The sequence below is a fragment of the Taklimakanibacter albus genome (assembly GCF_016595235.1).
Classification (GTDB): domain Bacteria; phylum Pseudomonadota; class Alphaproteobacteria; order Rhizobiales; family Aestuariivirgaceae; genus Taklimakanibacter; species Taklimakanibacter albus.
This window is the reverse complement of the sequence record NZ_JAENHL010000007.1, coordinates 1,834,618-1,859,746: the sequence shown is the minus strand read 5'-3', so window position 1 is coordinate 1,859,746 and position 25,129 is coordinate 1,834,618. Positions and strand designations below refer to the sequence as shown.

29 protein-coding genes are annotated in these 25,129 nt (G+C 62.8%); 20 read left to right on the top strand and 9 right to left on the bottom strand.

Annotation, left to right across the window (positions count from 1 at the left end; translation table 11 throughout):
- Window positions 1-97 precede the first annotated feature (97 nt).
- From JHL16_RS20350 to dapF, 4 genes are read right to left on the bottom strand one after another with little or no spacing between them, the layout of a single operon-like run.
- Window positions 98-652, bottom strand: coding sequence for a septation protein A (locus JHL16_RS20350; protein WP_200186664.1), 555 nt, complete (start codon window positions 650-652; stop codon window positions 98-100).
- Entirely contained in the window at window positions 649-1,731 is a 1,083-nt protein-coding gene (ftsY, locus tag JHL16_RS20345) for a signal recognition particle-docking protein FtsY (RefSeq protein ID WP_200186663.1), read from the bottom strand. The genes JHL16_RS20350 and ftsY overlap by 4 nt, the downstream gene beginning before the upstream one ends.
- Window positions 1,728-2,990 (bottom strand): tRNA (N(6)-L-threonylcarbamoyladenosine(37)-C(2))-methylthiotransferase MtaB, encoded by a 1,263-nt coding sequence (gene mtaB, locus JHL16_RS20340; protein ID WP_200186662.1) that lies wholly within the window; start codon window positions 2,988-2,990, stop codon window positions 1,728-1,730. The genes ftsY and mtaB overlap by 4 nt, the downstream gene beginning before the upstream one ends.
- 2 nt (window positions 2,991-2,992) lie before the next feature.
- Complete coding sequence (gene dapF / locus JHL16_RS20335; protein ID WP_200186661.1) at window positions 2,993-3,850, bottom strand: diaminopimelate epimerase; 858 nt, start codon at window positions 3,848-3,850, stop codon at window positions 2,993-2,995.
- Between the two features lie 107 nt (window positions 3,851-3,957).
- On the opposite strand from dapF, the gene olsC reads away from it, so the two are divergent.
- From olsC to JHL16_RS20285, 10 genes are all read left to right on the top strand, one after another.
- Window positions 3,958-4,800, top strand: coding sequence for an ornithine lipid ester-linked acyl 2-hydroxylase OlsC (gene olsC, locus JHL16_RS20330; protein WP_200186660.1), 843 nt, complete (start codon window positions 3,958-3,960; stop codon window positions 4,798-4,800).
- 136 nt (window positions 4,801-4,936) lie between these two features.
- Window positions 4,937-6,196 (top strand): MFS transporter, encoded by a 1,260-nt coding sequence (locus JHL16_RS20325; RefSeq protein ID WP_200186659.1) that lies wholly within the window; start codon window positions 4,937-4,939, stop codon window positions 6,194-6,196.
- Between the two features lie 191 nt (window positions 6,197-6,387).
- A complete protein-coding gene (ffh, locus tag JHL16_RS20320) occupies window positions 6,388-7,959 on the top strand; it encodes a signal recognition particle protein (RefSeq protein WP_200186658.1) in 1,572 nt (523 codons plus the stop codon).
- A 1-nt stretch (window position 7,960) separates the two neighbouring features.
- A complete protein-coding gene (locus tag JHL16_RS20315) occupies window positions 7,961-8,467 on the top strand; it encodes a GNAT family N-acetyltransferase (protein WP_200186657.1) in 507 nt (168 codons plus the stop codon).
- Window positions 8,468-8,487: 20 nt separating this feature from the next.
- A complete protein-coding gene (gene rpsP, locus JHL16_RS20310; RefSeq protein WP_137858888.1) occupies window positions 8,488-8,859 on the top strand; it encodes a 30S ribosomal protein S16 in 372 nt (123 codons plus the stop codon).
- A gap of 9 nt (window positions 8,860-8,868) precedes the next feature.
- Window positions 8,869-9,402 (top strand): ribosome maturation factor RimM, encoded by a 534-nt coding sequence (gene rimM / locus JHL16_RS20305; RefSeq protein ID WP_200186656.1) that lies wholly within the window; start codon window positions 8,869-8,871, stop codon window positions 9,400-9,402.
- Complete coding sequence (gene trmD, locus JHL16_RS20300) at window positions 9,399-10,091, top strand: tRNA (guanosine(37)-N1)-methyltransferase TrmD (protein WP_200186655.1); 693 nt, start codon at window positions 9,399-9,401, stop codon at window positions 10,089-10,091. The genes rimM and trmD overlap by 4 nt, the downstream gene beginning before the upstream one ends.
- Window positions 10,092-10,143: 52 nt before the next feature.
- Window positions 10,144-10,566 (top strand): 50S ribosomal protein L19, encoded by a 423-nt coding sequence (gene rplS, locus JHL16_RS20295; protein WP_200186654.1) that lies wholly within the window; start codon window positions 10,144-10,146, stop codon window positions 10,564-10,566.
- A 73-nt stretch (window positions 10,567-10,639) separates the two neighbouring features.
- A complete protein-coding gene (locus JHL16_RS20290; RefSeq protein WP_200186653.1) occupies window positions 10,640-11,458 on the top strand; it encodes a class I SAM-dependent methyltransferase in 819 nt (272 codons plus the stop codon).
- 68 nt (window positions 11,459-11,526) lie between these two features.
- Window positions 11,527-12,822, top strand: a complete 1,296-nt coding sequence (locus JHL16_RS20285) for an amidohydrolase family protein (RefSeq protein ID WP_200186652.1) — start codon at window positions 11,527-11,529, stop codon at window positions 12,820-12,822.
- A gap of 6 nt (window positions 12,823-12,828) precedes the next feature.
- On the opposite strand, the gene JHL16_RS20280 is transcribed toward JHL16_RS20285, so the two are convergent.
- Window positions 12,829-13,992, bottom strand: coding sequence for a WG repeat-containing protein (locus JHL16_RS20280; protein WP_200186651.1), 1,164 nt, complete (start codon window positions 13,990-13,992; stop codon window positions 12,829-12,831).
- 116 nt (window positions 13,993-14,108) lie between these two features.
- Entirely contained in the window at window positions 14,109-15,266 is a 1,158-nt protein-coding gene (locus JHL16_RS20275; protein ID WP_200186650.1) for a WG repeat-containing protein, read from the bottom strand.
- A gap of 180 nt (window positions 15,267-15,446) precedes the next feature.
- Between JHL16_RS20275 and JHL16_RS20270 the strand changes: the two genes are divergently transcribed.
- The 3 genes from JHL16_RS20270 (at window position 15,447) to JHL16_RS20260 (ending at window position 19,016) form a co-directional block, all read left to right on the top strand.
- The gene (locus tag JHL16_RS20270; protein WP_200186649.1) at window positions 15,447-16,778 is read left to right on the top strand and encodes an NAD(P)-dependent oxidoreductase; all 1,332 of its coding nucleotides are present in this window, start codon (window positions 15,447-15,449) and stop codon (window positions 16,776-16,778) included.
- An 11-nt stretch (window positions 16,779-16,789) separates the two neighbouring features.
- The gene (gene preA / locus JHL16_RS20265) at window positions 16,790-18,100 is read left to right on the top strand and encodes an NAD-dependent dihydropyrimidine dehydrogenase subunit PreA (RefSeq protein ID WP_200186648.1); all 1,311 of its coding nucleotides are present in this window, start codon (window positions 16,790-16,792) and stop codon (window positions 18,098-18,100) included.
- A gap of 61 nt (window positions 18,101-18,161) precedes the next feature.
- The gene (locus JHL16_RS20260; RefSeq protein ID WP_200186647.1) at window positions 18,162-19,016 is read left to right on the top strand and encodes a sugar phosphate isomerase/epimerase family protein; all 855 of its coding nucleotides are present in this window, start codon (window positions 18,162-18,164) and stop codon (window positions 19,014-19,016) included.
- A 4-nt stretch (window positions 19,017-19,020) separates the two neighbouring features.
- On the opposite strand, the gene JHL16_RS35545 is transcribed toward JHL16_RS20260, so the two are convergent.
- The 3 genes from JHL16_RS35545 to JHL16_RS20245 all read right to left on the bottom strand — a co-directional run bounded on the left by JHL16_RS35545 (window position 19,021) and on the right by JHL16_RS20245 (window position 20,318).
- Window positions 19,021-19,206, bottom strand: a complete 186-nt coding sequence (locus JHL16_RS35545; protein ID WP_200186646.1) for a YjiS-like domain-containing protein — start codon at window positions 19,204-19,206, stop codon at window positions 19,021-19,023.
- A gap of 87 nt (window positions 19,207-19,293) precedes the next feature.
- Window positions 19,294-19,635 carry an MmcQ/YjbR family DNA-binding protein gene (locus JHL16_RS20250; protein WP_200186645.1) on the bottom strand — a complete coding sequence of 114 codons (342 nt, stop codon included), beginning with the start codon at window positions 19,633-19,635 and terminating at the stop codon, window positions 19,294-19,296.
- Window positions 19,632-20,318, bottom strand: a complete 687-nt coding sequence (locus JHL16_RS20245; RefSeq protein ID WP_200186644.1) for an alpha/beta hydrolase family protein — start codon at window positions 20,316-20,318, stop codon at window positions 19,632-19,634. The genes JHL16_RS20250 and JHL16_RS20245 overlap by 4 nt, the downstream gene beginning before the upstream one ends.
- Before the next feature lie 80 nt (window positions 20,319-20,398).
- On the opposite strand from JHL16_RS20245, the gene JHL16_RS20240 reads away from it, so the two are divergent.
- The 7 genes from JHL16_RS20240 to JHL16_RS20210 all read left to right on the top strand — a co-directional run bounded on the left by JHL16_RS20240 (window position 20,399) and on the right by JHL16_RS20210 (window position 25,128).
- Complete coding sequence (locus tag JHL16_RS20240) at window positions 20,399-20,875, top strand: helix-turn-helix transcriptional regulator (RefSeq protein WP_200186643.1); 477 nt, start codon at window positions 20,399-20,401, stop codon at window positions 20,873-20,875.
- Window positions 20,872-21,273 carry a VOC family protein gene (locus JHL16_RS20235; RefSeq protein WP_200186642.1) on the top strand — a complete coding sequence of 134 codons (402 nt, stop codon included), beginning with the start codon at window positions 20,872-20,874 and terminating at the stop codon, window positions 21,271-21,273. Before JHL16_RS20240 ends, JHL16_RS20235 begins: the two co-directional genes overlap by 4 nt.
- Before the next feature lie 3 nt (window positions 21,274-21,276).
- Entirely contained in the window at window positions 21,277-21,660 is a 384-nt protein-coding gene (locus tag JHL16_RS20230; RefSeq protein WP_200186641.1) for a DUF1801 domain-containing protein, read from the top strand.
- 61 nt (window positions 21,661-21,721) lie between these two features.
- Window positions 21,722-21,988, top strand: coding sequence for a DUF2277 domain-containing protein (locus JHL16_RS20225; protein WP_137858904.1), 267 nt, complete (start codon window positions 21,722-21,724; stop codon window positions 21,986-21,988).
- A 22-nt stretch (window positions 21,989-22,010) separates the two neighbouring features.
- The gene (locus JHL16_RS20220) at window positions 22,011-22,997 is read left to right on the top strand and encodes an MBL fold metallo-hydrolase (protein ID WP_200186640.1); all 987 of its coding nucleotides are present in this window, start codon (window positions 22,011-22,013) and stop codon (window positions 22,995-22,997) included.
- A 119-nt stretch (window positions 22,998-23,116) separates the two neighbouring features.
- Window positions 23,117-24,244 (top strand): ABC transporter ATP-binding protein, encoded by a 1,128-nt coding sequence (locus tag JHL16_RS20215; protein ID WP_200186639.1) that lies wholly within the window; start codon window positions 23,117-23,119, stop codon window positions 24,242-24,244.
- A complete protein-coding gene (locus tag JHL16_RS20210) occupies window positions 24,244-25,128 on the top strand; it encodes an ABC transporter permease (RefSeq protein ID WP_200186638.1) in 885 nt (294 codons plus the stop codon). Before JHL16_RS20215 ends, JHL16_RS20210 begins: the two co-directional genes overlap by 1 nt.
- Window position 25,129 lies beyond the last annotated feature (1 nt).

Here is a 25,129-nt window from a genome sequence, read left to right as displayed (position 1 = left end):
CGTTCTCATAGAATCGTCCGGCGCTCTATCTCTTTGTTTTACGCATCGGATTGCCCGAAAAATTTCGGTCCATTGCTCCAATTTGTGACAAGGCTAGTTACTGAGGCGACTTGGGGTCGTCCTGAATCATGTGTTTGGTCATCATTGGCGCCTGGGACAGGGCGAAGACCAGCGTGACCGGCAGAAGGGCCACCTTGAAGTTCACCCATGTGTCGGTCGTGACCATGCGCCACACCACTTCATTGACGATGGCGACGATGATGAAGAAAATTCCCCAGCGTATGGTGAGCGCACGCCAGCCGGCTTCGGTCATCTTGATGGCTTCACCCATGACATATTTGAGGAATGTCTGTCCAAAGAGCAAACCGCCGAGGAGCAGCACCCCGAACAGGGCATTGATCAAAGTGACTTTCACCTTGATGAAAGTTTCGTCATGCAGCCACAGAGTGAGCACGCCGAAAACAGCGACGAAACCGGCGCTGATCAGCGGCATGACCGCGAGCTTGCGGGTGAGGATCCACGAAAGAAGCAAAGCGACCACCGTCGCCGCCATGAAGATGCCGGTGGCCCAGAAGATGCCGGCGAGCCAGTTGGACAGGAAGAAGGCGACCAGTGGGCCGGCTTCGATGATGATTTTGACCAGAGGGTTCATTCGGCAAGACCTGCTATCGCGCGGGAGAACGCCTCGGCGTCGAAAGGCTGCAGATCCTCGATCTGCTCACCGACGCCGACGGCATGGATGGGAAGCTTGAAGCGCTCGGCGATGGCGACCAGGATGCCGCCGCGCGCGGTGCCGTCGAGCTTGGTCATGATGAGGCCGGTGACGCCCGCGACCTTGGTGAAAACATCGGCCTGCGAGATCGCATTCTGACCAGTAGTGGCGTCGAGCACCAGCAACACAGCATGTGGTGCCGTCTCGTCCTGTTTCTTGATGACGCGCACCACCTTGTCGAGCTCGGCCATGAGATTGGCCTTGTTCTGAAGACGTCCGGCGGTGTCGATGAAGAGAATGTCGGCGCCGTCGGCCTTGGCCTCTTTCATCGCATCAAAAGCGAGACCGGCGGCGTCGGCGCCGGTCGGGCGGGAAATGACCTTGGCGCCGATGCGCGTGCCCCAGACGGTGAGCTGCTCGATGGCGGCGGCGCGGAACGTGTCGCAGGCCGCCAGCACGACCGAATGACCCTCGCGCGCCGCGATGGCGCCGAGCTTGCCGATGGTCGTCGTCTTGCCGGCGCCGTTGACGCCGACGACGAGGACGACGAAAGGCTTCTGGGTGCCGAAATTGAACGGAACCTCGACCGGCTTCAGGACTTTCGCCACTTCGCCGGCAAGAATGGACTTCACTTCCTCAGGCTCGATCTCCTTGTCGTAGCGCCCGGCCGAGACCGCCTGGATGATGCGACCGGTCGTCTCGACACCGAGATCGGCCTGGATCAGCGCATCCTCGAGCTCCTCGAGCGTCGCCTGATCGAGCTTGCGCTTGGTGAAGATGGCGCTGATCGATCCGGTGAGCGAGCGGGAGGATTTCGCCAGACCGTCCCTGAGCCGGCCGAACCAGCTGCCGCGCGGTTGCGATTGCGGCACAGGATCGGGCGAGGGGGCAGTTTCCGGTTCAGGCTCGGGCTCTGGTTCCGCGGCGGCCGCGGCCGGGACTTCCGGCTCCGGCGGCGGCACTGCCTCATCGATGCGATCTGATCCTCGGCTGAAGAGTTTCTTGAAGAAACCACTCATGCGGCCAGGCTCGCCTCGAGATGGTCGGTGCCGCGTCCCGTCACCATGGCGCGGACGATGGCGCCGGCATTCATGCGCTGCACAAATTTGACCGCGGCGAAATGCTCGGTGCGCCCGGTGCTCTCGGTCTCGATCAGGATCGAGCGCGAGGTGCCGACTTCCTGCCCCAGGAACGCATCGAGGCGCTGCTTGCCCCTTTCACGCAATTGCCGGGCGCGCTCCTGGATGACCGGTTTCGCCAGTTGCGGCATGCGCGCCGCCGGGGTGCCGGGCCGGGGAGAAAAGGGGAAGACATGCAGATAGGTGAGGCCGCATTCCTCGACGATCTTCAGCGAATTTTCGAACATCGCCTCGGTCTCGGTCGGGAAGCCGGCGATGATGTCGGCGCCGAAGACGATGTCGGGGCGCAGCTTGCGCACCTCTTCGCAGAAGGAGATCGAGTGATCGCGCAGATGCCGGCGCTTCATGCGCTTCAGGATCATGTCGTCACCCGCCTGGAGCGAGAGATGGAGATGCGGCATCAGCCGCTCCTCCTCGGCGATCGCCTGCATGAGATCGGGATCGGCCTCGATCGAATCGATCGAGGAGAGACGCAGGCGCTTCAGCTCCGGCACCGCCTTGAGGATGCGGCGCACCAGATTGCCGAGGTGTGGGCTTCCAGGCAGGTCGGCGCCCCAGGAGGTGATGTCGACGCCCGACAGGACGATCTCGGAATAACCATTGGCGACGAGGCGGCGGATCTGCTCGACCGCTTCGCCGGCCGCCACCGAGCGCGAATTGCCGCGTCCGAAGGGGATGATGCAGAAGGTGCAGCGATGGTCACAGCCATTCTGGATCTGCACGAAGGCGCGGGTGCGCTCGGAGAAGCCTTCGATCATGTGGAGCGCCGTCTCGCGCACCGCCATGATGTCGTTCACCTTGACGCGCTCTTCGCCGGCAAGTCCGAAATCGGCGAAGCGGTAGTTGCGGGCGTCGAGCTTTTCCTGATTGCCGAGCACCAGATCGACTTCCGGCATCGCGGCGAACATCTTGGGATCGGTCTGGGCGGCGCAGCCGGTAACGATGATGCGCGCGTCCGGGTTCTCCTTGCGGGCGCGGCGGATGGCCTGGCGCGCCTGCCGGGTGGCCTCGGCCGTCACCGCGCAGGTGTTGAAGATGACCGCGTTTTCGAGGCCGGCTTTCTCGGCCTCATCGCGCATCACTTCCGATTCATAGGCATTGAGGCGACAGCCAAAGGTGATGATGTCCGGCTTCGACATGATCACACCGCGAGATGAGCGGGCAGGACACCCTCATATTCATAGGTGACGGGGCCAGTCATCAGGATGTGATCGTCGGCCTCGCGCCATTCGACGAGAAGATCGCCGCCCGGCAAAGTCACGGTGGCCTTGCGATGGGTGAGCTTGATGCGGGCCGCCGCCGCGAGGACGGCGCAGGCGGCCGTGCCGCAGGCGCGGGTCAGGCCGGCACCGCGCTCCCATACTTTCAGCGTGATGTGATCCTTGGCGTCGACCCGGGCGAGCGAGATATTGGCGCGCTCGGGGAAGAGCGGATGATGCTCGAGCATAGGACCCGCCTTGGCGAGATCGACGACGGCGAGGTCCTTCACCCAGAAGATGCAATGCGGATTGCCGACATTGACGACCGAGGGCGAATGGATCAGCGGCGCATCGATCGGACCCAGCTGCAATTCGATATGGCGGGTGTCGGCGAAAGGCTCCGACAAGGGAATGTCCTGCCAGCCGAACCGGGGGGCGCCCATATCGACCCGCACCAGCCCGTCGCCGGCTTTCTCGCAGGTAAGGTAACCACCCAGGGTGTCGATGGTGGCGACCGTCTGGCGCTTCTCCGCAAACAGCATGTCAGCTATGCAGCGGGAGGCGTTGCCGCAGGACTCGACCTCGAAGCCTTCATTATTCCAGATGCGCATGCGCACATCGGCCGTGCGCGACGGCTCGAGGACGATGAGCTGATCGCAGCCTATGCCGGACGTGCGATCGGCGATAGCGCGCGCCAGTTCAGTGCTGATCGACAAAGGGCGCAAGCGGGCGTCGAGCACGACAAAGTCATTGCCGAGCCCGTTCATCTTGCGGAAGTCCATGGGAGCCAACCCGTTCATGGCCGGTTTATATGGTGAAAGCTTCGGGAAAGGCTAGCCTTTTGCTAACTCTTAGGCAAAGTTTCTGCCATAGAGCCGCCACGATGCGGCCATATCCGGGGGTCGTCATGACCGCAAATCCTACGGATGGTGCATTCACTCCTGCGCAGCAGGGGGAAGCCCAGCAGCAATTCGGCACCGCCGGCGTCGCCCCCCTGGACCGGCCCAGTGCTCTCACCCGCTTCTTCATGGGCATCGTCGCCAAGGCGGAAAAGCTCAATCTGAAAAGCGCCAGGCTCGGCAACCCGCCGGTCTACGACAACAAGGTCTTCCCCTGGGTGGGCGAGATCGAGAAGGCCTATCCGGCGATCCGCGCCGAGCTCGAGCGGGTGCTGGTGCGCAAGTCGGAGCTGCCGAATTTCCAGGATATCTCGTCCGACGTGAAGACGATCAGCACCGATCAGGGCTGGAAGACCTTCTTCCTGCTCGCCTTCGGCATGAAGTCGGAACAGAATATCGCGCAGTGCCCCGAAACCTGGAAAGCCGTGCAGCATATTCCGGGGCTCAAGACCGCGATGTTCTCGATCTTCGAGCCGGGCAAACATCTGCCCGCCCATCGCGGCCCCTATAATGGCGTGCTGCGCCTCCATCTCGGCATGATCGTGCCGGAGCCGCGCGACAAGATCGCCATCCGGGTGGACAAGCAGATCTGCCATTGGAGCGAAGGCAAGGTTCTCATTTTCGATGACGCCTATGAGCATGAAGCCTGGAATCATTCCGACAAGACTCGGGTGGTGCTGTTCGTCGATTTCGTGAAGCCGATGCGTTTCCCGGGCAACTTCGTCAACTGGCTGCTGATGAATATCGCGCTGTTCACGCCCTTCATCCGCGAGGGGCTGGACAATCACAAGGAATGGGAAAAGCGCTTCTACGCGGAAGCCGAAAGGCTGCGTAATCAGCCGAAGGGCTGACCCCCTACCGTCATCCCGGCGAAAGCCGGACGGGTTGTATTTGGGCGAACGCAAGTTTGGACTCATCAGCGGCCGCGATGGGTCCATCAAATAAATTTGCTGGACGGAAGCTTGCCCGGCTGGCCATCTGCCGGGCATGACCAGCATTTCCGCCCCGACTCGAGACAGCACCCGCCACGTCAATCCGTGGATCGTCGTGTGGCTGTGCTTCTCCGTGCTCTCCATCGTGATGTCGGCGCGCCAGGTCGTCGCCATCATGACCGACGACTGGACGCGCACGCTCGGCTGGTCGAAAACCTTCATCAGCTCGGGCCAATCGGTGGCGCTGGTGATGATCGCCATCGTGGCGCCGATCGCCGGCAATCTCGCCGACCGCTATGGCGCCAGGCTCATGCTCACGGTGGGGTTGCTCGTCGTGGCGGCCGGCCTTCTGATCTTCGCCGCCTATCCGATCGCCGCTCTTTATATCATAGGCTACGGCCTCGTCGGCGGCGTCGGCTTCGCCACCGCCAATATGCATCTGATCTCGACCGCGGTCGCCAAGCTGTTCACCGAGCAGCGGGGCCTCGCCACCGGCATCGCCAATTCGGGCGCCACCGCCGGACAGTTCATCACCGTTCCTCTGGTCACCGCGGGGCTTGCCTATATTAGCTGGCGCTGGAGCATCCTGGCCGTGGCGGTGGTCTGCCTGGTGATGGCGGCGGTCATCTGGGTGGCCCTCAAGCCGCCGGCAGGCGCCGATGCGGGCGACAAGGAAGCTCTGGCCGAGCCGCAGGAAGCCCTGTGGACACGGCTCAAATTCCTGCTCACCAACCCGACCTTCCACATTCTCTATTGGAGCTTCTTCATCTGCGGCGTCACCACCACCGGCGCCATCGAAACGCATTTCCTGCCCTATGCCGCCTTCTGCGGCTTCCCGCCGGTGCCGGCCTCGGGCGTCTATGGCGCCGTCATGGCCATCAATCTCGCCGGCATGTTCCTGGCCGGCTGGCTCACCGACCGGGTCAACCGGCCGTTGCTTCTGGGCTCCATCTATATCGTGCGCTCGTTCTCCTTCCTGGTGCTGATGCAAGTGGGCACCAGCTACGAGATGCTGATCCTCTTCGCCTTCATCTACGGCATCTTCGACTATTCGACGGTGCCGCCGACGGCGAGCCTCGCCGCCTCGCATCTGGGGCTCAAGATCATGGGCCTTGCCATGGGGCTCATCAGCGGCGGTCATGCGCTGGGCGGCGCGCTCGGCTCCTTCATGGGCGGCTATCTGTTCGACCTCTTCGCCCGCTATACGGAAATGTGGTGGGCCGCCTTCGGCACCGCGGTGCTGGCCGGCATCATGGTCTTTTTCCTGAAAGAGGACCGGCCGGTGAAAAGGTTAATCTGGGCGCCAGCGAGCTGACGCGGGGCCCATATCGGGCCAGAATTGACTTTCTCGGGCCGTTTCCCTAGAACACCCCTCGAATTTCAAGACGCTTGAACGTCTTCAGGCCTTATCACACATGGGACATGATCCCGGGAGGTGATGAGCCGGCATCCGGCAGCGCGTGGCGCCCCCGGGTGTTTTTGCGTTTGGGCGAAAGGACTTAGGGTATGTTTGACACACTGCAAGAGCGGCTTTCCGGCATTCTCGACAAGCTCACCGGGCGTGGTGCGCTGTCGGAGGCTGATGTCGACACGGCGATGCGCGAGGTCCGCCGGGCCTTGCTCGAAGCCGACGTGGCGCTCGATGTGGTGCGCGGCTTCATCGACAAGGTGAAGGAACGGGCGGTCGGCGCCGAGGTGGTCAAATCGGTGACCCCCGGCCAGATGGTCGTCAAGATCGTCCATGACGCGATGGTCGAGATACTGGGCTCGGAAGGCTCCGCCCTCAATCTCCGGGCCTCGCCGCCGGTGCCGATCCTGATGGTCGGCCTGCAGGGCTCGGGCAAGACGACCACCACCGCCAAGATCGCCAAGCGCCTGCAGGAGCGCGAGAAGCGCAAGGTGCTGATGGCCTCGCTCGATACGCGCCGTCCCGCGGCGCAGGAGCAGCTCGCCATTCTAGGTACCCAGACGGGCGTCGAGACGCTCCCCATCATCAAGGGCCAGACGCCGATCGAGATCGCCAAGCGGGCGATGTCGGAAGCCCGCCGCGGCGGCTTCGACGTCGTCATGCTCGACACCGCCGGCCGTCTTCATATCGACGAGGAGCTTCTCGCCGAAGCGGCCGCCGTCCGCGACATCGCCAAGCCCAATGAAACGCTGCTCGTCGCCGACGCGCTGACCGGCCAGGACGCCGTCAATCTGGCGAAGAGCTTCGATGAGAAGATCGGCATCACCGGCATCGTGCTGACCCGCATCGACGGTGATGGCCGTGGCGGCGCGGCGCTGTCGATGCGCGGCGTCACCGGCAAGCCGATCAAGCTCATGGGCACCGGCGAAAAGCTCGACGGGCTCGAGGATTTCCATCCGCAGCGCATCGCCGGGCGCATTCTCGGCATGGGCGACGTCGTCAGCCTCGTCGAGAAGGCGGCGCAATCGATCGACGCCGAGAAGGCGAAGCGCATCGCCGAGCGGATGAAGAAAGGCGCCTTCGATCTCGAGGATCTCGCCGATCAGCTGAACCAGCTGCAGAAGCTGGGCGGCATGTCGGGCATGATGGGATTGCTGCCCGGCATGGGCAAGATCAAGAAGCAGCTCGATGGCGTCGATCTCGATAATTCGGTGCTGAAGCGCCAGATGGCGATCATCAAATCGATGACGGTGTTTGAGAAGCGCAACCCGAAAGTCATGAACGCCTCGCGCAAGAAACGTGTGGCGGCGGGCTCGGGCACCAAGGTCGAGGAAATCAACCGGCTGCTCAAGATGCATATCCAGATGGCGGATATGATGAAGAAGATGGGCGGCAACCGGGGCCTGATGAGCCGCATGTTCGGCGGCAAGGGCGGGCCTGATGCGGCCGAGATGGAAAAGATGCAGGCCGAGCTCGCCAAGATGGATCCCAATGCGATCCCGGCCGAGCTCAAAGATATGATGCAGGGCGGTGCTTTGCCCGACATGCCGAAACTGCCGGCGAGCCTGCCGGGTCTCGGCGGCGTCAAGCTTCCCGGCCTCGGCGGATTGCCGGGCCTTGGCGGCGGGTCACCCTTCAAAGGCTTGCCGGGGCTCGGCAAGAAGAAATGACATGGCTTTTCCAGAATTCGAGACGGAAAGACTGCGCTTGCGCCAGTGGCGCGAAAGCGACGTCGATCCGTTTCTCGACTTCTATCGCGATCCGCAGTCGGTCGCGGTCTATGACAGCGGCGACGTCACGCGCAGCGATGTCTGGCGCCGTATCGGGCTGTTCATCGGCCACTGGACCTTGCGGGGCTTCGGGCCGTGGGCGCTCGAAGAGCGCGCGAGCGGAAAATTCGTTGGCCATAGCGGCCTGTGGTTTCCCGATGGCTGGGGCGATCCGGAAATCGGCTGGGGCATCATGCCGGAATTCCGCGGCAAAGGTTTCGCGCGTGAAGCGGCGGAACGCGCCCGCCAGCATGGCTATCGCACGCTCGGGCTGCCGCGTCTCGTCAGCTACATCAATCCCAGCAACACGGCCTCGCAACGCGTCGCCGAGAAGCTCGGCGCCAGACGGGAAGGTGAATTCCTTCTCCATGGCACACATCACCATGTCTATCTGCATTCCCAATACTGAAACATCCAAGGAGAACTAGAATGTCCCTCAAGATCAGACTGTCGCGCGCCGGCTCGAAGAAGCGGCCCTATTACCACATCGTGGTCGCCGATGCGGCGTCGCCGCGCGACGGCAAGTTCATCGACGTGGTCGGCGCCTTCAACCCGATGCTCGGCAAGACCGACGAGAAGCGCGTTCAGCTCGATGCTGAGAAGGCCGCGGCGTGGCTCAAGAAGGGCGCCCAGCCGACCGATCGCGTGCTGCGCTTCCTCGACAAGGCCGGCCTCAAGAAGCGTGAAGCCCGCAACAACCCGAACAAGGCTCTCCCCGGCAAGAAGCGCCTGGAGCGTGAGAAGGCCCAGGCCGACGCTGCCGCCAAGGCCGCTGAAGCCGCTGCCGCGCCGCAGAGCTAAGCATCACGGATGGTCTCGCCCGACGATAACGTGCTGGCCGGTGTCATCACCGCCGCGCATGGCATCAAGGGCGAGGTGAAGCTCAAGAGCTTCACCGCCGATCCGGAAGCGATCGCCTCCTATGGCCCGCTTCGCACCTCACGCGGCGAAAGCCTCGTGATCGAGAAGCTCCGGGCCCAGAAGGACGGTTTCATCGCCGTGCTGAAAGGGGTGCGGGACCGCAACCAGGCGGAGACGCTGAAAGGTGCGGAACTGTTTCTCAAGCGCGGGCAGCTGCCGGAGCCCGAAGATGACGAGGTCTATGTGCATGACCTCATCGGGGCCTCGGTGGTGACGGTTGCAGGCGAGAAATTCGGGACAGTGATCGCGATGCCGAATTTCGGCGCCGGCGATCTTCTCGAGATCCGCCGCGACGGGGTGAAGGAAACCGTGCTGGTGCCGTTCGCCGATGCGTATGTGCCGAAGATCGATCTCGCCAAGCCCGAGCTGACGCTCGATCTGCCCGAGACCTATCTGGATGAGGGCGAGCCGGACGACCCATGAGCTGGCAGGCCACCATCCTGACGCTGTTTCCGGAGATGTTTCCGGGACCGCTCGGCACCTCGCTCGCCGGCAAGGCGCTCAATGCCGGCATCTGGTCATTGGCGGTGCGCGATATTCGCGCCTCCGCCACCGACCGCCACCGCACGGTGGACGATTCCCCGGCGGGCGGCGGACCCGGCATGGTCATCAAGCCCGATATTCTCGCGGCGACGATCGACCAGACCGAGCATCAGGGGCCCAGGCTTCTGATGAGCCCGCGCGGCGAACGTCTCACCCAAGGCCTGGTCCGCCATCTGGCGGCGGGGCCGGGCGCCCTCATCATCTGCGGCCGGTTCGAGGGCGTGGATGAAAGGGTGATCGAGCGGCGAAGCTTGCGCGAGGTCTCGCTTGGGGATTTCGTCCTGTCGGGCGGTGAACCGGCGGCGCTGGCGCTTTTGGACGCAGTGGTAAGGCTTTTGCCGGGCGTCATGGGCGATGAGCGGTCAGGCTTCGAGGAAAGCTTCGAGGACGGGCTTCTCGAGCAGCCGCAATATACCCGCCCGCGGACCTGGGAAGGCCTTGAGATTCCTGAGGTTTTGCTCTCCGGCGACCATAAGGCGATGGCCCGCTGGAAGAAAGAGCAGCGGGAGCGACTAACCGAGAAACGCCGCGCCGATCTTTGGCAGGCTTATGTGCAGAGAAAGAATTGATTTTACCCGGCTCAGCAGGTAAAGAGCCGCAACTCCAAAAGGATTTAGTGCCATGAATATCATCGAGCAGCTCGAGAAAGAGCAAGTAGCGGTGGTGGCCGCGAAGCGCGCCGTTCCCGATTTTGCCCCCGGCGACACGGTCGTCGTGAATGTGAAGGTCGTCGAAGGCGATCGCAGCCGCGTGCAGGCCTATGAAGGCGTGGTGATCGCGCGTTCGGGCGGCGGCCTGAACGAGAACTTCACGGTCCGCAAGATCTCCTATGGCGAAGGCGTGGAGCGCGTCTTCCCGGTCTATTCGCCGCTGATCGACTCGATCAAGGTGGTGCGCCGCGGCCATGTCCGTCGCGCCAAGCTTTATTATCTGCGCGGCCGCACCGGCAAGTCGGCGCGTATCGCCGAGAAGCAGCGCGCTCTGGTGCCGGGTGCGTCGGACGCCGTTCCGGTGACGCAGGCGAGCGAAGCCGACAAGGCGTAATTCAAGCATCAGCTTGTTGAGATTTGGCGCGGGCCGGCTCATCGAGCTGGCCCGTTTCCTTTGGGGGGAACACATGGACAAGCAGAGCTATTTCGACGCCAACCGCAAGAGCTGGGACGAGCGCGTGGCGATCCATCGCCGCGACGACACGAAGTTCTATGACGTCGAGCAGTTCATCGCCGGCAAGGACAGCCTGAGCCCGATCGAGGCGGCCGAAATCGGCGACGTGAAGGGTTTGCGCATCGCGCATCTGCAATGCCACTTCGGGCTGGACTCGATTTCGCTGGCACGGCGCGGCGCGTCGGTGACCGGGCTCGATTTCTCCCCCGCTGCTGTCGCCGAGGCGCGCGCCCTCGCCGAAAGGCTTGGCGTCGATGCGCAATTCGTCGAAGGCAATGTCTATGATGCGCGCGATCTGCTCGCAGGCGAATTCGACAGGGTCTATGTCACCTGGGGCGCCATCAACTGGCTGCCCGATATCGCTTTGTGGGCGAAGGTCGTCGCTTCGCTGCTCAAGCCGGGCGGCAAGCTCTATCTCGCCGAGACGCATCAGACGATCCTGAGCCTCGACTGGGTCGAGGAGCGCATCGTTCCGCGCTATGATTGGCGCACGCCCAAGGAAGCGCCGATCGTGGAAGAGGTCGCGACGACCTATACGGGTGCGGCAGACGAGCTCGCCAACAAGAAGACCTATTCCTGGCAGCATCCTCTGTCCGACATCATCAACGGCCTGATCGCGGCGGGGCTGACGCTCAACTGGTTCCGCGAGCATGCGGCATTGGTATGGCCGCTGTTTCCCAATATGAAAGCGGGCGAAGACGGGCTCTACCGGTTGCCCGCTGATCACGTGCAGCTGCCGCTCGCCTTCTCACTCGAGGCGCGCAAGGGCTGACGAGACGAGCGCATGGACGACCGCGGAGAATCCTGCTCACATGGCTTTTTTCAGAATGAGCGGAGCCCATGACCAGCGATCTCATCATCAGAAATGCGAGCCTGCCGGATGGCCGGACGGGACAAAGCATCCTGTGCCGCAATGGCCGTATCGCCGAGATCGGCACGGTGCCGGCGATCGCCGGGGCGCGTGAGATCGACGCCAAGGGTTATCTGGTCTCGCCACCTTTCGTCGACGCGCATTTCCATATGGATGCGACGCTCTCGCTCGGTCAGCCACGGCTCAACCGTTCGGGCACCTTGCTCGAGGGCATCGCGCTGTGGGGCGAGCTCAAGCCGCTCCTCACCCATGAGGCGGTCATCGAGCGGGCCTTGCGCTATTGCGACCTCGCGGTGTCACAAGGGCTCCTCGCCATCCGCACGCATGTCGATGTGTGCGACGACCGTTTGCTGTGCGTCGAGGCGCTGCTCGAAGTGCGCAAGAAGATCGCGCCCTATATCGACCTGCAGATCGTCGCCTTTCCGCAGGACGGCTATTACCGCTCACCGACGGCAGCGAAGAATCTCGAACGCGCCCTCGATCTCGGCGTCGATGTGGTGGGCGGAATCCCGCATTTCGAACGCACCATGGCGGATGGCGCGCAGAGCCTGAAGGCGCTCTGCGAGATCGCGGCCAAGCGTGGGCTCCTGGTCGATATCCATTGCGACGAGACGGACGATCCGATGTCGCGCCATGTCGAGGCGCTGGCTTATGAGACGCAACGGCTCGGTCTCCATGGCCGCGTGGTCGGCTCGCATCTCACCTCGATGCATTCGATGGACAATTATTATGTGTCGAAGCTCATCGCCTTGATGGTCGAGGCGCAGCTTCACGCGACACCCAATCCGCTGATCAACATCACGCTGCAAGGCCGCCATGATACCTATCCCAAGCGGCGCGGCATGACGCGGGTGCCGGAACTGCGCCAGGCCGGCATCAACGTCTCCTTCGGCCATGATTGCGTGCTCGATCCCTGGTATTCGCTGGGCCAGGGCGACATGCTGGAGGCGGCCCATATGGGCGTGCATGTGGCGCAGATGACGAGCCGCGAAGGCATGCGCTGGTGCTTCGATGCGGTGACGGTCAATCCCGCCAAGGCGATGCATCTCGACGGTTATGGTCTCGACAAGGGCTGCCATGCCGACATGGTGGTGCTGCAGGCCAAGGATCCGATCGAGGCGATCAGGCTCAAGCCGCAGCGGCTTTTCGTCATCAAGCGCGGCAAGGTGATCGCCGAAGCGCCGGAACGACTATCGACGCTTCATCTCGACGGCCGACCGAAGAGCGTGAACGGCGCCGACTATGCGCCGAAGCCGGCGAGCTGACGGCGATCAGTTCACCTGGATGGGGCGGCCATCCAGGGCGAAATAGTGATAGCCGCCTTTCCAGGCCTTGATGAGGTCGCCGTTGATCTCGAGTGATTCATATTGCGGCTCGATGATCCATTTGCCGGACTTGTCGATGACACCCCACAAGCCCTCGGCTCCTTCGGACATGCCATACTCATCAAGGCTGCCGCCGCGATTGGCGCGGGCGATGTCGTTGACGAAGGAGTCGATGTAGTCGAGCTCCGGTTTGACGAGGAAGCGGCCTTTGCGGTCGATCACGCCCCATTTGCGCTTCTGGGCGACAGAAGCGACGCCGTTCGAGAAGGCCTTGGCGGAATCGTATTTGAAGGGAATGGCGAGCTTGCCGTTCCTGGCCATGTAGCCCCGCTTGCCCTTGGCATCGACGATGGCGAGACCTTCGCTGAAATCTCCTCTGACACCGAATTTGGATTTGATGACCCATTTGCCGGTCCGGTCGATATAACCTTGCTCCTTGTTGCTCTTGAATGCCATGGCGAGGCCCTCCGACAACGGCCCCGTCACCGTATAGCCTGTGACGATCTCCTTGCCCTTGAGATCGATGAGACCGGCGACGACGTCGGCATCCATGAACTCGGCGACTCCATCCACGAAATCGCCGATCTTGATATATTTATGCGGCGTGAGCGGGGTGCCGTTGACGTCGATCAAGCCCAGATTGTCGCGGCCGCGGACAATGGCCGCTGTCGTCAGGAAATCGCCGGCGCTTTCGAATTGAGGCGGGATGACCATCTTTCCGCGGCCATCCACATAACCCCATTTGCCCTCGCGCTTGACCGCGATCCGGTTGTTGCGGAGATAACCCATTTCCTCATAATCGGACCCCGGCTGCAGCAGCCACTTGCCGGTGAGATCGAAGATGCCGGTCTTGCCGCCGACCGGCTCGGCGATCACCTGACGCGGGATGCCTGGTGACGAAGGGCCGACGACAAGCCGGCGATAGGTCTGCTCCAGGATCAGCTCGCCCGCCGAATTCATGAGTCCACATTCCTGCTCCTTCTTGCACAGGACATGGACATTGGCATCGGCCGCGACCGGCTTGAGAAATTTCACCAGCTCTTCCGACCCCTCTGCCGCCGCCGGCAGGGCAAGGCAGATCAGAAACGGAACGAGAAGGGACAGGCGCATGAGATGTCTCCGAGTTGGCGGTCGCAGCCTGAGTCTAAGGGAATGCCGTTTCCTTGGCTCACCCCAGATGAGAGGTACAGTGGCGCGCGAGGGTCGGAGGCACGCCGCCTGGCCGGCTATTCGGAGGTAACCAGCTTGCCGTCGAAGTCGAAATAGCGGCGTTTCTTGTCCTTCCAGGCGACGATGAGGCCGTCCGTCACTTCGACGCTGTCGAATTGCGGCTTGACGATCCAGTCGCCCGACACGCTGATGGCGCCCCAGGTTCCGGCGTCCTTCTCCGGCACGCCGAATTCATCGAAGCTGCCGCCGCGATTGGCGACGGCGACGCCCTTGGTGAACGACCAGAGATAATCAAATCGGGGCTTGATGGCCCAGCGTCCCTTGCGGTCGATCACGCCCCACTTCCCATTGACGGCGACCGGCGCCACGCCGCCGGAGAAATCATGCGCGTCGTCGAATTTGAGCGGGATCGTCACGCGGCCATCCTTGGCCACGAAACCCGTCCGGTCGCCATTGGTGACAGAGGCGAGGCCTTCATGGAAATTTCCGGCGCTTTGAAACCTGGTCCTGAACATCCATTTGCCGGTCTTGTCGATGAAGCCGACTTGATTCAGCTCCTTCAGCGCCATGGCGAAGCCTTCGGAAAAGGGCTCGATCGTGGTGTAGCCGGAGAGGATTTCCTTGCCGGCCGCATCGATCAGGCCATAGCCCTGGTCGGCGGCGAAGATCGCCACGCCGTCGGTGAATTCCCTGATGACGCTGTATTTCGGCTCGGCGACGACGAGGCCGTTCGTGTCGATGAGCCCCCATTTTCCATTGAGATAGACCGACGTGACAGGGGCCGTGAAGTCGGTCGCTATTTCATATCTGGGCTGAACGATCATCCGATCGCTGCCGCTGACATAACCCCAGGCGCCGCCCTTCTTGACCGCGATGCGATCATTATAGAGGAAGCTCGCATTTTCATATTTCGGGCGCAGCAGCCATTTGCCGGTGAGATCGAACAGGCCGGTCCGGCCGGCGACAGCCTCGGCAATGACCTGGCGCGCGCTGGCCGGCATTGGCGGGCCGACGGTGAGCCGGCGATAGACCTGGTCGAGAACCAGCTCGCCCGCCGAATTGATGAGGCCGCAGGCCTGCTCCGCCTTGCAGAGAACATGGACCGGCTCGTCTGGCGCCACGGGCTTGAGGAATTTCACCACCCCGTCCCAGTCCTCGGCCGCGGCCGGCGCGGCCAGGCAGAAGGCAAGCAAAATGAGGAAAGGCAGGCGCATGAGACTTCCCGGATTATCCGCCATTTCCGGAGTTTAGGAAGAAGTCACCCGCTTTGCCCACCTCAAATGAGGGGTGGTCTCCGACAATTTTTGACCTTTTGATAAATAATTTGACCAAATGAGAAAACTGATTCAATATTCCGGCATCCGGCGTGAAGATCGGACGTGAGGAGACTACCTATGGGCCATCCCGACATAACGGGCCGGCGTCTCGGCAAGGACGCCTACGCAAAGAACTTTTCCGACCTGCATCCGCCGTTGAGCGCGCATGAGGCGCTGGTCGAAAGCGACCGCTGCTACTTCTGCTATGACGCGCCCTGCCAGCAGGCCTGTCCGACCTCGATCGACATTCCGCTGTTCATCCGTCAGATCAGCGCCGGCAATGCCAAGGGCGCGGCCGAAACGATCTTCGAGCAGAACATCTTGGGCGGAATGTGCGCCCGCGTCTGCCCGACCGAGACCTTGTGCGAAGAAGTCTGCGTGCGCGAGAAGGCGGAAGGCAAGCCGGTCAAGATCGGTCTTCTGCAACGCTACGCCACCGACACGCTGATGCGCGCCAATGCGCAACCCTTCCAACGCGCGCCCGCGACCGGGAAAAAAGTGGCCGTCGTTGGGGCGGGGCCGGCGGGCCTCGCTTGTGCTCACCGCCTGGCGCTGCACGGCCATGACGTCACGATCTTCGAGGCACGCAAAAAACCGGGCGGCCTCAACGAATATGGCATCGCCGCCTACAAGACGGTCGACGGCTTTGCGCAGGAGGAGGTCGATTTCGTCCTCGGCATCGGCGGCATCGACATCGAGCACGGCAAGGCGCTGGGCAAGCAGATCAAGCTCGAGACCTTGCGCAAGGACTATGACGCGGTGTTTCTCGGCATGGGGCTGCAGGGCGTCAATGCGCTCAACACCCGCCATGAGGAAAGCGCCGGCGTCGAGGACGCGGTCGATTATATCGCCGAGCTGCGACAGGCGAAGGACCTCGGCAAATTGCCGGTCGGGCGCCAGGTGCTGGTCATCGGCGGCGGCATGACCGCCATCGACATAGCGGTGCAGTCGAAGCTCCTGGGCGCCGAGGATGTCACCATCCTCTATCGCCGCGGCGCCGACCAGATGAAGGCCTCGGACTTCGAGCAGGATCTGGCGCAGACCAAGGGCGTCAAGATCAAACATTGGGTGATGCCGAAGAAGGTCATCGTCAAGGACGGCAAGGCGGTCGGCCTCGAATGCGAATATACGGAAGAGAAGAAGGGCAAGCTCACCGGCACCGGCGAGACCTTCAAGCTCTCCGCCGACATGATCTTCAAGGCGATCGGCCAGACTTTCGTGGCCGATCCGATGCAGGATGCGATCGTGCTTGACGGCGGACGCATCAAGGTCGACGCTTCACGGCGCACCAATCTCGCCGATGTCTGGGCGGGTGGCGACTGCGCGGCGGGCGGCCAGGATCTCACCGTCGCCGCGGTCGATGACGGCCGGCGCGCCGCCGAAGCGATCCATCTCCATTTGTCAGCCTAAGGAGAACCCCCATGGCAGACCTTCGCAGCAATTTCGTCGGCATAAAGTCGCCGAACCCGTTCTGGCTCGCCTCGGCGCCGCCGACGGACAAGGAATATAACGTGGTCCGCGCCTTCAAGGCGGGCTGGGGCGGCGTCGTATGGAAGACGCTGGGCGAGGATCCGCATATCGTCAATGTGAACGGGCCGCGCTATGGCGCCATTCATTCGGGCGACCGCCGGCTTCTCGGCCTTAACAATATCGAACTCATCACCGACCGGCCGTTGCAGACCAATCTCGACGAGATCAAACGCGTCAAACGCGACTGGCCGGATCGCGCTATGGTCGTTTCCCTGATGGTGCCCTGCGAGGAGCCGAACTGGGCGGCGATCTTGAAACGCGTCGAGGAGACGGACTGCGACGGCGTCGAACTGAACTTCGGCTGCCCGCATGGCATGTCGGAACGCGGCATGGGCTCGGCGGTGGGCCAGGTGCCGGAATATATCGAAATGGTGGCGCGCTGGTGCAAGGCCCATACGCGCATGCCGGTGATCGTGAAGCTCACGCCCAACATCACCGATGTCCGGAAGCCCGCCCGCGCCGCGAGAAAGGGCGGCGCCGATGCCGTGTCGTTGATCAATACGATCAATTCGATCATGAGCGTCAATCTCGACAGCTTCGCGCCGGAGCCGACGATCGACGGCAAGGGCACGCATGGCGGCTATTGCGGCCCGGCGGTGAAGCCGATCGCACTGTCGATGGTGTCGGAGATCGCGCGCGACGCCGAGACGAAGGGCATGCCGATCTCGGGCATCGGCGGCATCACCACCTGGCGCGACGCGCTGGAATTCATCCTGCTCGGCGCCGGCACGGCGCAGGTCTGCACCGCCGCCATGACCTATGGCTTCAAGATCGTCGAGGAGATGACTTCAGGGCTTGAGAACTGGATGGACGAGCGGGGTTTCCAACATCTCGATGAGCTCGTCGGCAAGGCGGTGCCCAATGTCACCGACTGGCAATATCTCAATCTCAATTACATCGCCAAGGCGCAGATCGACCAGGACAAATGCATCCAGTGCGGGCGCTGCTACGCCGCCTGCGAGGACACGTCACACCAGGCGATTTCGAACGCGCCCAAGAACGGCAAGCGCCATTTCGAGGTGATCGACGCCGAATGTGTCGCCTGCAATCTCTGCGTCGAAGTCTGTCCGGTCGAGCAATGCATCACCATGGTGCAGATGACCAAAGGCACCGATCCGCGCACCGGCAAGAAGATCGATCCCAAATACGCCAACTGGACGACTCATCCGAACAATCCGGCGGCAAAGGTGGCGGCGGAGTAGGGCTGCGCTTCGGGGTTGGCATCTCGCGCAAAGTCGGTGAAGATGGCGCGGGAGGTGCTCTATGCCGCAGAATGGAAGTTGGACACTCGGTTTGATCGACTCGGCCTGGTTCGGCACGGAGTATGAGGGCAGGCGCGGGCGCGAGGAGGCGAAGCGGATCGGTTTCGAAAGCCTCGATCTCTTTGTCGGATTCGATCCGGGCAAGCTCTCCAAGGCGGAGCGCCAAGCCTATATCGACGAAAATCTGTCGACCGGGCTGCCGGTCGTTTCGCTCGTCTGCACCTGCTTAGGTCTGAGCGACTTCAATCCGGCGATCCGCGGCTATCATATCGAGCGGGCCAAGAATGTCGTCGATCTGGCCGCCGACATGCCGACCACCCGCAATCTCTGCTTCGTGCCCGGCGAATATATGTTCCAGAAGAAGCTCATTCCGGCCAAGGGGGAGTGGGACGCAGTCGTCGATGCGACGCGGCAGGTCGGCGCCCATGCGGCAACGCGCAAGCGTGAGCTCGCCATCGAGCTGCTGCCGTTCGAATTCTCCTTCATCAACTCGCTTGACACGATGGAGCGTTTCCTCGACGAGGTCGGACTCGCCAATGTGAAGGCGACGATCGACATCTCGCATTTCTGGCTGATGCGCATCCCGCCGGTCGAGGTCGCCAAAAGGCTGAAAGGCCGCGTCGCCCATGTGCATATGTCGGACTGCGACGGCACCAACCATGGCGACATGCCGCCCGGGCGCGGCAACACGCCGTTCGCCGACTATCTCGCCGCCATCCGCGAGACAGGTTTCGTCGGCGCCGCCTCGATCGAGCTCGAATTCCCGCCTGATCCGCGCGGCATGGCGGCCTGGGTGGCGGAAGCGCATGGCGCGGCCTTGCAGCTCCTCAAGGACGCGCATGTGCATACGCGTTGACGGCCTATTTTCGTCGCTCCCGGACGTGGATGCGGTCGAGACCAATATCGCGCAGCAGGTGATTGTTTAATGCGCCAACGTCACGCGCCGAAACGCGGCGCCGGCGATGTCTTGCGCGTACGGGCAGCACGACAGAAAGCAGCCGCTGCAGCAGTCGGGTCTCACAGTGGTCGTCTATATCCGGACTCATAGCCTGTACTCCTAGATCGGCAGGGAGCGGCAATAAACCGAAGTCGCGGGGCAGGGGCTAGGCCAGGAACTGTACTGGCGATCAAGCCTATGATTTCTGCGCGAATTCCTTCACCAGCCGCTTCGGCGCGGTGGCCTTCCAGGAGCGCAGCAGCAGCGCCTTCACCTGATCGGGATGCGCCCTGGAGAGGCGCATCAACACCATCGGCCAGCCCTTGTAGTGATCGGTGACGTAGAAGATGTCGGGCTCGGCCTCCATCAGCATATCGCGCTCGTCGGGATCGACATCCTTGATGACGAGGCTGTCGCCATCCTCCTTCAGGCGAGTGAAGAACTTGCCTTTGATCTTGAGCGACGGCGCGCCGTAAGAGGTGCCGTCCTCGACGCCGGGCCAAGCCAGCACCATCGTCCGCACCTCGTCATAGGTCATGACGCGATCACTTTGTCGACCCAAGCCGCAAAATCGTCCAGGATCTCGTTCAGCACTTCCGGATCCTTGCGGCCGCTCTTCGCCGGGACATGGAAGGAATGATCGGCGGGATCATAGAGCTTCAGCGTGGCGCGCTTGCCGAGGCTCTTGATCACCGGTTGAAGCTCGTCGAGCTCGGCCAGCGCATCGCGGGTGCCTTGCAGGAACAGCATCGGAATCTGGACATTGCTCAGATGATCGGCACGATCACGCGCGGGCTTGCCCGCGGGGTGCAGCGGGAATCCCAAGAAGGTGAGACCACGCACATCCTCTAGCGGGCTTGCGGCCTGCGCCCCCGATGTCATGCGCCCGCCGAAAGATTTGCCGCCGGCGAAAAGCGGCAGCTTGGGCGCGAGACGCCGGGCTTCGGTGATTGCCGCGCGGACCGCGGCCTGCGCGAGCTTCGGCGGGTCAGGGCGCTTCGATTTACGCTCCATGTAAAGAAACTGATAGCGCAGACTGGCGATGCCGCGCTCGGCCAGGCCATTGGCGATCGCCGCCATCGATGCATGTGTCATGCCGGCGCCGGCGCCATGGGCGAAGACATAAAAAGCGCGGGCATCTTTCGACTTCAGCAGGAGGCCGGAAACCTGGCCTTCGCCGGCGACATCGATGGTGACGGGGGTTGCATCCGGTACCGGCATGGCGATTTCCTGAGCTTGGGCAGAGGCTAGGGTTTCACCTATACTGCCATCCGAAATCACTATTCTCCAGAGGAAGACAAATGGGTCAGGATCCGGAACTGCTGCGACGCCTGCTGCGCGCCAAGGACCGGATGGATGGCGCCTCGCAGGAGGAATGGCCGGTCCGGCGGCTGGCGGAAGCGAGCGGCACGTCGGCGGCGCATTTCGCGCGCTCCTTCAAGGAGGCTTTCGGTGTCCCGCCGCATCGCTACCTGCTCACCAGGCGCATCGAGCGGGCCATGGCGCTGTTGCGGGAGACGGATCTGCCGATCACCGAGATCGCCTTCCAGACCGGCTGGAACAGTCTCGGCACTTTCGGGCGGACGTTCCGCAACGTCACGGGCGACAATCCCGCCGCGGTCCGGGAGCGCGAGCAGGCGACGCCGCATCAGCGTGAGCTGGTGCCGGAATGCCTCCTGCGCGCCGCCGGGCGTCCCGGCCTCACAATAGCAGTTTCGGAGAAGCGACGGCGGGCCGAGGGTGATACGGAGGGCCCCGAAGAAATGGAGGTCCTATGAGCCAAGGTATCGATGTCGTTGGTATATATGTTCGCGATCAGGATGAGGCGCTCGCCTTTTATGTCGGCAAGCTCGGATTCGAGGTCCATGCCGATATGAGCAATGGCCCGTTCCGCTGGCTCACGGTGAAACATCCGGAGCAACCGTCCTTCCAGCTTGGCCTGTTCACGCCCGGACCGCCCTTGCATGACGCGGCGACGGCGCAGACCTTGCGTGAGATGGTTGCCAAGGGCGCCATGCCGCCGTTGGTTCTGATGGTCGATGATTGCCGCGCCGCCTATAAGCGACTGCAGGTGCCTGGCGTGGAATTCACGCAAGAGCCGGTCGAGCGTTACGGTCGCGTTGATGCCGGCTTCCGCGACCCTTCCGGCAATGGCTGGAAGCTGATCGAAGGGTGATGGATGAGCACAGCAACGGAACAGATCGACCAGCTGATCGCCAAGCTCACGGACTGGCGCGGCAAGACGCTCGCCAAAGTCCGCAAGAGCATCCTCGCGGCCGACCCTGAGATCACGGAAGACTGGAAGTGGATGGGAAGCCCGGTGTGGTCGCGCGACGGCATGATCGCGGTCGGCAATGCGCATAAGGACAAGGTCAAGCTCACCTTCTCGCAAGGCGCCAGCCTTGCCGATCCCGACAAACTCTTCAATGCCGGGCTCGACGGCAAGGTCTGGCGGGCCATCGATCTGTTCGAAGGCGATGTGGTCGACGAGCGGGCGCTCAAGGACCTGGTGCGCGCCGCCATCGCGTTCAATCAGAGCAAGGCGAAGAAGAAGAAAAAATGATGCCGGCGCGGGCGCGGCCGCTTATATTGAGCGCTGAGAATTTTCTTCGAAGGAGGCGCCGATGTGCCGGAACATCCGCACTTTGTTCAATTTCGAGCCGCCGGCCAGCGACGACGAGATCCGCGCCTCGGCGGTCCAGTTCGTGCGCAAGCTTTCAGGTTTCGGCAAGCCGTCGAAAGCCAACGAAGCGGCCTTCGATCGCGCCGTCGTGGAAGTGACGGAAGCGGCACGCAGGCTCATCTTCGCGCTCGAAACGCAGGCGCCGCCTCGCAACCGCGAGATCGAGGCGATCAAGGCGCGCGAGAGATCGAAAGCGCGCTTCGCTTGAAGAGCGCAGGAGGAGGGCGGTCATGACCCGGCTCGATCCCGTCGACAGCGTCGAAATCCATATCCTGGTCGACAATGTCACCGACAGCCTGTCCTCGGTGCCCTCCTTCGCCGAAACGGAGTTCGCCGGACTCGGCCGGCGCCGGCACGGTCATTGGGTCTTGAGCGGCAGCTGCCTGTGCTGCGCGGCGCATGGGCTCTCCTGCCTGATCACGGCGCGCCGTGGCGACGAAACGAAGACGTTGTTGTTCGATACCGGGCCTGAAGACCGCGTCTTCGAGCAGAATGTCTCGCGGCTCGGCGCCGATCTTGGCGCGGTCGAGGCGATCGTGCTGTCGCATGGCCATTGGGACCATGGCGGCGCCATGCTCAAGGCGCTGCAGATCATCCGCGACCGCAATGGCGGCAAGCGCGTGCCCTATTACGCGCATCCCGACATGTTCCGCACCCGCGCGATGAAGCGGCCGGACGGCCAGATGCTCATCATGGAAGACGTGCCGGGTGTGGAAGCGCTCAGCCTTCACGGCGCCGATGTCGTCATTACGGCCGAGGCGCAAACGCTGTTCGGTGGGATGGCCTATGTGAGCGGCGAGATCGCGCGCGTCACGCCTTTCGAGCGCGGACTTCCCGGCCAGCACCGGCGCATGGCGGACGGGCAGGGATGGGAGCTCGACGAGTTGATCATGGATGAGCGCTTCGTCGCGCTCAATGTCAAAGGCAAGGGGCTCATCGTCTTCACCGCCTGTTCGCATGCCGGTGTCATCAATGTGCTGAAACAGGCCAAAGCGTCGTTTCTCGACGTGCCGCTCTATGCGGTGGCGGGCGGACTTCATCTGTCCGGCACCAACGAGCGGATCATCCCGGAGACGGTGGCGGCGCTGCGCGAATTCGGCCTCACGGTCATCGCGGCCGGTCACTGCACCGGCTGGCGCGCCGTCACCGCGCTCGCCAATGAGTTCGGCGACAAGGTCCTGGTGCCGCTGGCGGTCGGCAAGCGCTTCTCCTTCTGAACGCGATACGCCGGGTTTCGTCCCGCGCTTCCTCCTCTGACGCTGTTCTCTAAACACGCCCTATTGACTCTGACATGTCACTTGATATGTTAGAAAAAATATCAGGGCGGAACGACCGAATGAGAGAGCAGCAGTTGAGGCTTGCCGATGACCGAACGGCCAGGGTGGCCGGACGGGAGATGCGCGTTGAGGCGGTCAGCAAGAAATTTGGTCAGGCCGTGGCGGTGGACGATGTCACTCTCGGCATTTCCGCCGGTGAATTCGTGTCCCTGCTGGGCCCAAGCGGGTCGGGCAAGTCGACTCTCCTGATGATCATAGCCGGCTTCGAACAGCCTGATTCGGGGGAACTGTTTCTCGGCGGCGAGCGCCTGACAGATATCCCGCCGCACCGGCGCAACTTCGGGCATGTGTTCCAGAAATACGCGCTTTTCCCGCATATGACCGCGGCCGAAAATATCGCCTTTCCGCTCAAGATGCGCGGCATCGAGAAGGCGAAGCGCGGTCCCATGGTCGCCAATGCGCTGGAGCGGATGCGCCTGTCGGCCCTCGGGGAGAGGCTGCCGCATCAGCTGTCCGGCGGACAGCAGCAGCGCGTCGCGCTGGCGCGCGCCATCGTCTTTCAGCCGGCGCTTCTCCTGATGGATGAGCCCTTGGGCGCGCTCGACAAGAAGCTGCGCGAGGAGATGCAGATCGAGATCAAGCAGATCCAACGCGAATTGGGGATCACCGTCGTCTTCGTCACCCATGATCAAGACGAGGCGCTCAGTCTTTCCGACAGGGTCGCCGTCATCAACCAGGGCGGGCTCAGCCAGTTTGCGACACCGCGTGAGCTTTATGATCGGCCATCCTCTCGCTTCGTCGCGGACTTTGTCGGCGACAATAACTTCTTTCCAGGTCAGCTCATCGCCACTGCCGGCCGCAAGGGGCAGGTGAAGCTCGATGGCGGAAAGGTGCTGGCCGGGCAACTGCCGGAGGGAAAGAGCATCGCTCTCGGCGCCAAGGTCGAGATCGCCGTCCGTCCAGAAGCCGTGAGCCTCAATAGCAAACCAGATTCTCGGGTGAGCGGCACTCTCATCGATGTCCAGTTTACCGGCGGGACAACGACGCGCATCGTGCGCCACGCCTCCGGCGCCATCTATCTCAGCCGGGCCTTGTCTGCCGGCAGTCATGCCGCCCAGGGCGACGCCGTATCGCTGCAGTGGGACGAAACCAGCGCCTTCATCTATCCCGCCGACGGACGCGCGTGATGACCGCAGCAAGCATTGTATCGTCCGGCAGACCGCTCCGGCTGGCGCTCGGAAACCGCCGGGCTCTGGTGGCCTTGCTGTTGCTGGCGCCCGCGCTCGTCCTCTATGTGGCGCTCTATTTCGTGCCGCTCTTCGATTTTCTGTCGCTCAGTGTGGTCGATGGGGGCCTCTCAACCGCCCATTTCTCGACCCTTCTCGACATGACCTATCTTTCCGTGCTGTGGCGGACTTTGTGGATGAGCGCCCTGGTCGGCGCCATCTGCACGGCGCTCGGCTTCCCGGTCGCCTATCTGATGTCGAGATCATCCGCCATCGGCGCCGCCGCTATCGGTGCGTGCGTGATGGTCCCGCTATGGACCAGCGTATTGCTGCGCACCTATGCCTGGACGGTGGTGCTCCAATATCGCGGCGTCCTGAACGATCTCCTGCTCACATTGGGACTCATCGATCAGCCGCTGCGCTTCATGTACAGCAAGGGCGCGGTGATCACCGTCATGGTGCATGTCCTCCTGCCCTATGTCGTGCTGCCGCTTTACACCAATCTCGCCTCCATCCCCCGCGAACTCCCGACGGCGGCGCGCGGTCTCGGCGCGACCGGGCTGCGGATCTTCATTCATGTCACGTTGCCTTTATGCCTGCCGGGTGTCATCGCGGGCTTCACGCTCGTATTCGTCCTGTCCACCGGCTTCTTCGTGGTGCCGTCGCTGGTTGGCGGACCCGCGAGCATGATGGTGGCCACTCTCATCGGCCGCGAGATCAGCGAGAATCTGAACTGGGCGCAAGGCGCTGCGATGTCGGTGGTGCTGCTCGCCACGGCGACGGTCTGCCTGGCGATGCTCTCCCGCCTGCGCCATATGGACAAAAGACAAGGGAGCGCCGCTTGAA